The organism is Bacillus sp. 05T31 (assembly GCF_056396725.1).
This window is the reverse complement of record NZ_JBFTMA010000215.1, coordinates 1-5,998: the sequence shown is the minus strand read 5'-3', so window position 1 is coordinate 5,998 and position 5,998 is coordinate 1. Positions and strand designations below refer to the sequence as shown.

General features: G+C 34.6%; 10 protein-coding genes and 1 riboswitch. Of the genes, 5 read left to right on the top strand and 5 right to left on the bottom strand.

Annotated features, from left to right (window positions below; all coding sequences use genetic code 11):
- Positions 1 to 227: 227 nt before the first annotated feature.
- Entirely contained in the window at positions 228 to 488 is a 261-nt protein-coding gene (locus AC1DJR_RS14520) for a DUF6123 family protein (protein ID WP_001195213.1), read from the top strand.
- A gap of 2 nt (positions 489 to 490) precedes the next feature.
- Here the strand turns inward: AC1DJR_RS14520 and AC1DJR_RS14515 are convergent, their stop codons facing one another.
- The 3 genes from AC1DJR_RS14515 to AC1DJR_RS14505 all read right to left on the bottom strand — a co-directional run bounded on the left by AC1DJR_RS14515 (position 491) and on the right by AC1DJR_RS14505 (position 2,739).
- The gene (locus AC1DJR_RS14515) at positions 491 to 1,396 is read right to left on the bottom strand and encodes a DMT family transporter (RefSeq protein ID WP_477002875.1); all 906 of its coding nucleotides are present in this window, start codon (positions 1,394 to 1,396) and stop codon (positions 491 to 493) included.
- 13 nt (positions 1,397 to 1,409) lie between these two features.
- Complete coding sequence (locus tag AC1DJR_RS14510; RefSeq protein ID WP_002011911.1) at positions 1,410 to 1,796, bottom strand: reverse transcriptase-like protein; 387 nt, start codon at positions 1,794 to 1,796, stop codon at positions 1,410 to 1,412.
- 70 nt (positions 1,797 to 1,866) lie between these two features.
- A complete protein-coding gene (locus AC1DJR_RS14505; RefSeq protein ID WP_429686674.1) occupies positions 1,867 to 2,739 on the bottom strand; it encodes an aldose 1-epimerase family protein in 873 nt (290 codons plus the stop codon).
- Between the two features lie 131 nt (positions 2,740 to 2,870).
- A riboswitch (PreQ1 riboswitch) is annotated at positions 2,871 to 2,915 on the top strand.
- A gap of 6 nt (positions 2,916 to 2,921) precedes the next feature.
- Between AC1DJR_RS14505 and AC1DJR_RS14500 the strand changes: the two genes are divergently transcribed.
- From AC1DJR_RS14500 to AC1DJR_RS14490, 3 genes are all read left to right on the top strand, one after another.
- Entirely contained in the window at positions 2,922 to 3,410 is a 489-nt protein-coding gene (locus AC1DJR_RS14500) for a QueT transporter family protein (RefSeq protein WP_002011909.1), read from the top strand.
- 124 nt (positions 3,411 to 3,534) lie between these two features.
- Positions 3,535 to 4,194, top strand: a complete 660-nt coding sequence (locus tag AC1DJR_RS14495) for a ribonuclease H family protein (protein ID WP_477002874.1) — start codon at positions 3,535 to 3,537, stop codon at positions 4,192 to 4,194.
- A 12-nt stretch (positions 4,195 to 4,206) separates the two neighbouring features.
- Positions 4,207 to 4,383: a zinc-finger domain-containing protein gene (locus AC1DJR_RS14490; protein ID WP_002011906.1), complete on the top strand. Its 177-nt coding sequence runs from the start codon at positions 4,207 to 4,209 to the stop codon at positions 4,381 to 4,383.
- A 33-nt stretch (positions 4,384 to 4,416) separates the two neighbouring features.
- On the opposite strand, the gene AC1DJR_RS14485 is transcribed toward AC1DJR_RS14490, so the two are convergent.
- Positions 4,417 to 4,665 (bottom strand): DUF2564 family protein, encoded by a 249-nt coding sequence (locus tag AC1DJR_RS14485; protein ID WP_002011905.1) that lies wholly within the window; start codon positions 4,663 to 4,665, stop codon positions 4,417 to 4,419.
- Between the two features lie 119 nt (positions 4,666 to 4,784).
- Entirely contained in the window at positions 4,785 to 4,982 is a 198-nt protein-coding gene (gene cspB, locus AC1DJR_RS14480) for a cold shock-like protein CspB (RefSeq protein ID WP_002011904.1), read from the bottom strand.
- A 260-nt stretch (positions 4,983 to 5,242) separates the two neighbouring features.
- On the opposite strand from cspB, the gene AC1DJR_RS14475 reads away from it, so the two are divergent.
- Complete coding sequence (locus tag AC1DJR_RS14475; RefSeq protein WP_002030884.1) at positions 5,243 to 5,971, top strand: YqcI/YcgG family protein; 729 nt, start codon at positions 5,243 to 5,245, stop codon at positions 5,969 to 5,971.
- Positions 5,972 to 5,998 lie beyond the last annotated feature (27 nt).

Here is a 5,998-nt window from a genome sequence, read left to right as displayed (position 1 = left end):
AATTAATTCTTGCTGAGCATCGATAATTAATAGTGCTTGTTTCATTCGATATCCCCTTTAATATAAAATAAATTCCACTTTACATATTCTTTTATATTGTAAGGAACTCCTCTTTTTTCTAAGAAGTAGACGATAGATTTACAAAGTTGTCAAATAAATTTCATTCTCATAGAGTATAAAAACATGTATGATAAGAAGTGGAGAATTTTTGAGTAGGTGGGAATATCATGCAAACAGTAGAAGATTATCTTTCATTCTTACATACGAAAGGATTTAAATTATCAGAGGAAGCACAAGGGTTTATTATGTTCGGACAAGGATATACTGGTGCATCTGATGGGATTGTGAACGTAGCAATAGAAGCGACGATTAAACATCAATTACAGTTTGATGGCAGTTATTTTGTTGCATTATTAGAACGATTGAAAGAAGAAGAAATTACAGATAAAAAAAGCGCTAAGGCTTTTATGCGGAAGTTACAAGCGTAACTTCACGCAGCCTGCGCTTCTTTTTTTGTTTTGGAAGGCAGCTCAACAAAAACCATGCCTAGGAAAATACATAAACAACCGATAATGGCAGAAATAGAAAGTTGTTCGTTTGCAACTAGAACGCCTGTTAATGCAGCAAAAACGGGCTCCATTGCGAAAATAATTGCTACTCTTGTTGGAGAAGTATGTTTTTGTGCCGATGTTTGAATGAAAAAAGCAATGGATGTCGCAAATAGGGAAGTTAGAAATAGAGCGAATAAAAAGGATTGATTCGTCCATAGTGAAACTGAAAATAATTTTTCCCAATCTTCAAACAAAAAAGCGCAAATAGAAGAAAATATACCGACAGCTAATACTTGAGAGGTGCTTAGTAATAAAGGTGATATTTTCTTAGAAAAGAAACCGTTAACAAGAATATGGGCAGCAAAAGCAACTGCACAACCGAGAACGAGTATATCTCCAATGTTTAATTGAAAAGAATCACCAGCCGTTAATAAGTATAAACCTGCTGTTGCTACAGCAATGCCCATTACGATAAAAATGGTAGCTTTTTGTTTTAAAAAGATAAAAGACAAAATTGGTACCATAACGATGCTAAGTCCAGTTAAGAAACCAGCTTTTGAAGAAGTTGTATAAAGTAAGCCGAATGTTTGTAATAAATAGCCAACACATAAAAAGAATCCAACAATTAATCCAGCGAAGCTACTCTGTTTTATATCTTGTTTTGAAGCTCYTTTTGAGAAAATCATTTGAACGAATAATAAAATAATTCCAGCGAATAAAAAGCGAATMCCATTAAAAGTAAATGGACCAACGAAAGACATAGCATTTTGAACGACAACAAACGTAGCTCCCCAAATAAAAGAGACAAATAATAAAGCAAGAGGAGCAACCCAATCTTTTTTCACACTCATACCCCCGTTAATTTTGTAAGATAGCTTTTCTAGCTAATTCATCAGCAACTTTATTTTGACTACTTGGAATCCACTTAATAAAAAAGAGATCGAAACTTTTTATGTACTGCAGTGCTTCCTCTAATAGTGGTGCAAATATTTTATTTTTTGCGTATTCTTTTTCGACAGCTCGCTCGACAAGCTGCGAATCGGTACGAAAAGAGACAATGTTATAATTATGCTCCGTGCAATATTTTAATGCCGCAAGTAAAGCGTGGTATTCTGCTTCATGATTGGACATTGTCCCAAGGGGCAATGATAACTGTACAGCTGGTTGCACCCCTTTAATAAACACTCCTGCACCAGAAGGACCAGGATTTCCTTTTGATGCACCATCAATATATACTTCAATCAAAATGAGAAACCTCCAAATTATAAGATGATCCCCTACTTATATGTTTCTTTGAAGTAGGGGATAGAGTACTTTAGCCGATTGTAATACTATAACGACATGTAAATGTTTCATTCGTTTGTAAAGATTGAATTCCTTTTTTTTCCTTGAAATCTTTTGCCGGATTTACTTCGTCAGCAATCCCGTACCAAGGTTCAATACATAAGAAAGGTGCGTTCTCGCCTGGTGTCCATACACCGACAAATGGGAATCCGTCAAATTCTACTTTTACAAATTTATTATGTTTATGAGAACGAATAGAGATTTCATCCGTATTCATATTTTCAAAAATAAGTGCATCATTTTTGAATAAATCGTATGTAAGTGGTAATTCATTCGTATTTTCAGCGATTAATTGCTTTTTACTTGAAAGATAAGGTCCTTCTAATACGCTTGTTTCTAAGCGTTCAGAACCATTAAATGATAAATGATAATCTGTAAATGATTCGCCCTCTAATAAGGGGAAGTTGAAACCAGGATGTGCTCCGATTGAGAAGAACATCTCTTTTGAAGTAGGGTTATTTACTTCATATGTTACATGAACGATTTGTCCATCTAGCTCATAAGAAACGAGTAATTCGAATTCGTATGGGTATTTTTTTAATGTTTCTTCATTACTAGTAACAATATAAGTAATATTCGTTTCACTTTGTTCTTGTACAGAGAATGTAAGATCACGAGCAAAGCCGTGTTGTGTTAAAGAATACGGTTTACCATCTAGGTAGTATGTATTATCTACTAATCGGCCGACAATTGGGAATAAAATTGGTGCGCGGCGCCCCCAATAAGTAGAATCGCCTTGCCATAAGTATTCAGTGTTATCTTCTTTTAAGCGAACGCTTTGTAATTCTGCACCTTTGTCAGAAATGGAAACGATCACTTTTTCATTTTGAATTGTTGCTGTCATGAAGTGAAACCTCCTAAATCTTTCATATGTTTTATTATACGTTGTCCATAAGAAAAAAGGTAGTAAATGATAGGAATCTATTGACGAAAGAGTGCCTATTGCGTACAATATAATCTTGTTGCTTAAAAACGAATAACGTGGTTCGAAACCATCCCACGTAAAAAAACTAAGGAGATTTTGTCATGAATATAAGAACATTAGTCGGTAATGGTATTTTAGCGGCATTATATATTGCTGTTTCTATGCTTATTCAGCCATTTGGCTTTACGAGTGTACAGTTTCGTATTTCAGAGATGTTTAATCATCTCGTTGTATTCAATAAGAAAGCAATTTACGGGATTGTATTAGGTGTATTTTTAACGAATCTCTTTTTCTCACCTATGATCGCTTATGATTTAGTATTTGGAGTAGGGCAATCCATTCTTGCATTACTTGCAACTATTATTTCTATGCGCTTCATTAAAGGTGTTTGGGCTCGTATGATTTTTAATACAGTTATTTTTACAGTCACAATGTTTATGATTGCAATTGAACTTCATCTTGCGTTTGATCTGCCATTTTTATTGACATGGCTAACTTGTGCAGTTGGTGAATTTGTTGTAATGGCAATTGGTATGCCTGTAATGTACTGGATTAATAAGCGAGTGCAATTTGAAAGATTTATGCAATAGATGAAAGAGCTGTCCTTACTTAGGATGGCTCTTTTTGTATGTGATTAAATTGTATATAATACTGTGCCTCTTGATAAAATATAATAAAATAAATATAAGAAGTCTTATAAAAGGGGAATCTAGTATGAAATATAAAATACATTGGTTGTATAAAACGAAGCGTGGTTTACAAACTGAATTAACAACAGATTATATGAACATAGAAGAAGTGCTTCAATTTGCGGAGGATTTTGAGAAAACAGGTAGGGTGAAAGAACTTTTATTTTTCGATGAAATGGACGCGGAATGGTCATTAAAAGAAATGAAAAAACTGAGTAAGCAAGTGGAGGAAGATCCGCAAGAAATTCAAGTTTATTTTGATGGTGGTTATGATGTACAGACGAAAGAAGCTGGGGTTGGTATATGTGTATACTATAAAAAAGGAAATACAAATTACCGAATTCGTCGCAATGCATACATAGAAGGCATATATGATAATAACGAAGCGGAGTATGCAGCATTATTATACGGGATGAATACACTCGAGGAATTAGGAATTAAATATGAAGCAGTTACACTTCGTGGAGATTCTCAAGTTGTACTGCAGCAATTAGCTGGTGAATGGCCTTGCTATGATGAACATTTAAATCATTACTTAGATCAAATTGAACAAAAAGCGAAGSAAATGAAATTAAAACTTATTTGTGAACCGATATCTAGAAAACAAAATAAAGAGGCACATCAATTAGCAGCGCAAGCATTAGAAGGGACGACAATTGATAGTCATAAAGAAATAACCGAATAGAGAGGTGCACACGTGAAGAAGAAGCAACTCATTACAGAGGTAAATGACTTATTAGAAACGTATTGCGGAGGGTGTTTCCTGCAGGAACATAATCGGAAAAATCATAGTAAATACTATGCCCATTCTTTTTGTATACGGCAATGTACGGTTGGAGAGAAGTTGAAAAAGTATGGGGAGCAATTGTCATAAAAAAACATCCAGAGAATTTTCTCTGGATGTTTTTTAGTGCTTCGCTTCATGTAATTGATGCTCGCATTTACTTAATTTTTTTTCTTCATTCATTAGAAATGGCTCATCTAAATCCGTTGCAACGGATTTCATGATTTCAAGCTGAGAACGAGCCGATTCTACTGCAGTAGTGGCATGCTCTAATGTGTCTGGATCCATTGAAATTGTTGCAGAACCTACCATTTTTTGTGCAGTTTCTACACGGAATTTTACCTCTTCAAAATCATTTACATGTGACCCCATTGTTATTGCCTCCTTTGTATTTTGCGCATTTCACATAGTTTTTGCTCTGGAAAACGGAAATATACAAAGGAATAACAAAGGAGGTTACCAAGTAAGGTAACCTCCTGTCATATGTGGGATTAAAGTTTCGCTACGTTAGCAGCTTGAGGTCCACGGTTTCCTTCAGTAATGTCGAAAGATACTTCTTGACCTTCCTCTAAAGCTTTGTAGCCGTCGCTTTGAATAGCAGAGAAATGTACGAATACATCTTCAGAGCCTTCCATTTCGATAAATCCAAAACCTTTTTCATTGTTAAACCATTTTACTTTTCCTTGCATGTCACAATTCCTCCTAAAAACGATTCCTTTTTTCATTTAGTGAAATTCATTAAAAAATAATAAAAATAAAAAATGCTATATTCTCGAATATTCTGCTAAATGATTAATTTAAATATACATGAATTGGTAGAATTTAGTCAAGTAAGCGTTTTTAAAATTTTGTATTTTGAATTAATTTTTTCTCGAATTTTTAAAAAGGTATAGGACAAGCCGAGTATGTAATATTCTTAAGTGAATGCTGTACATAATGAGGTGAAAGAATGGATGAGTCTTATTTATTAGATAATGAAGGGATGAAAAATAGAGTCGACATACCGAATTGGGTTGCAAAAGAATTTCATGATTTTTCGAGTGTCGTGTTAGAACCAACCTTCCCGTGTTATTTCGGTTTAACAGCTTTGAAGAAGAATGAACTTCGTTATTCATTTCTCTCTCATAATGATTGGAGTCATTTGCCCAATACAATGTTAACTTTTTTGGAGCTAATGAAAGAGCGGCCGATTGTAAGAAGAGGATTTTTTCTTTTTGTGGAACCAGAATGTGAAGAAAAATCAATCGAATATTATCGAGATTATTTTTGGAAAGTACTACAATATTTGCATGAACAAGATAATCAATTATGGCCAAAGCAAATCCCGAAAAATCCAGACCATCATTTATGGGAATTTTCATTTGGTGGTGAACCAATATTTGCATTTGGGAATGCGCCAGCTTATAAACAGCGAAAGACTAGGCATTTAGGAAATTCTCTCGTTATTGGATTCCAGCCACGAACTATTTTCGATGGATTAGAAGGAGATCGTCCTAAAGGGTCGTATTCAAGACAAATGGTCCGTGAACGAGTTGAAAAGTGGGATCAGTTGCCGAAGCACCCTAACATTAGTCACTACGGCGATCCTAATCATCGTGAATGGAAACAATATTTCATAGGGGATGATATTGAGCCGATTAAAGGTAAATGTCCTTTTCATCATAGAGTAGAGAAATAAGAGCCATCAACTGGATGGCTCTTTTGC

Excerpts from the sequence above, each read along its gene's own strand:
- cspB (WP_002011904.1), bottom strand. The coding sequence starts at position 4,982 with ATGCAAGGAAAAGTAAAATGGTTTAACAATGAAAAAGGTTTTGGATTT.
- AC1DJR_RS14500 (WP_002011909.1), top strand. The coding sequence starts at position 2,922 with ATGAATATAAGAACATTAGTCGGTAATGGTATTTTAGCGGCATTATAT.
- AC1DJR_RS14475 (WP_002030884.1), top strand. The coding sequence starts at position 5,243 with ATGGATGAGTCTTATTTATTAGATAATGAAGGGATGAAAAATAGAGTC.
- AC1DJR_RS14485 (WP_002011905.1), bottom strand. The coding sequence starts at position 4,665 with ATGGGGTCACATGTAAATGATTTTGAAGAGGTAAAATTCCGTGTAGAA.
- AC1DJR_RS14520 (WP_001195213.1), top strand. The coding sequence starts at position 228 with ATGCAAACAGTAGAAGATTATCTTTCATTCTTACATACGAAAGGATTT.
- AC1DJR_RS14505 (WP_429686674.1), bottom strand. The coding sequence starts at position 2,739 with ATGACAGCAACAATTCAAAATGAAAAAGTGATCGTTTCCATTTCTGAC.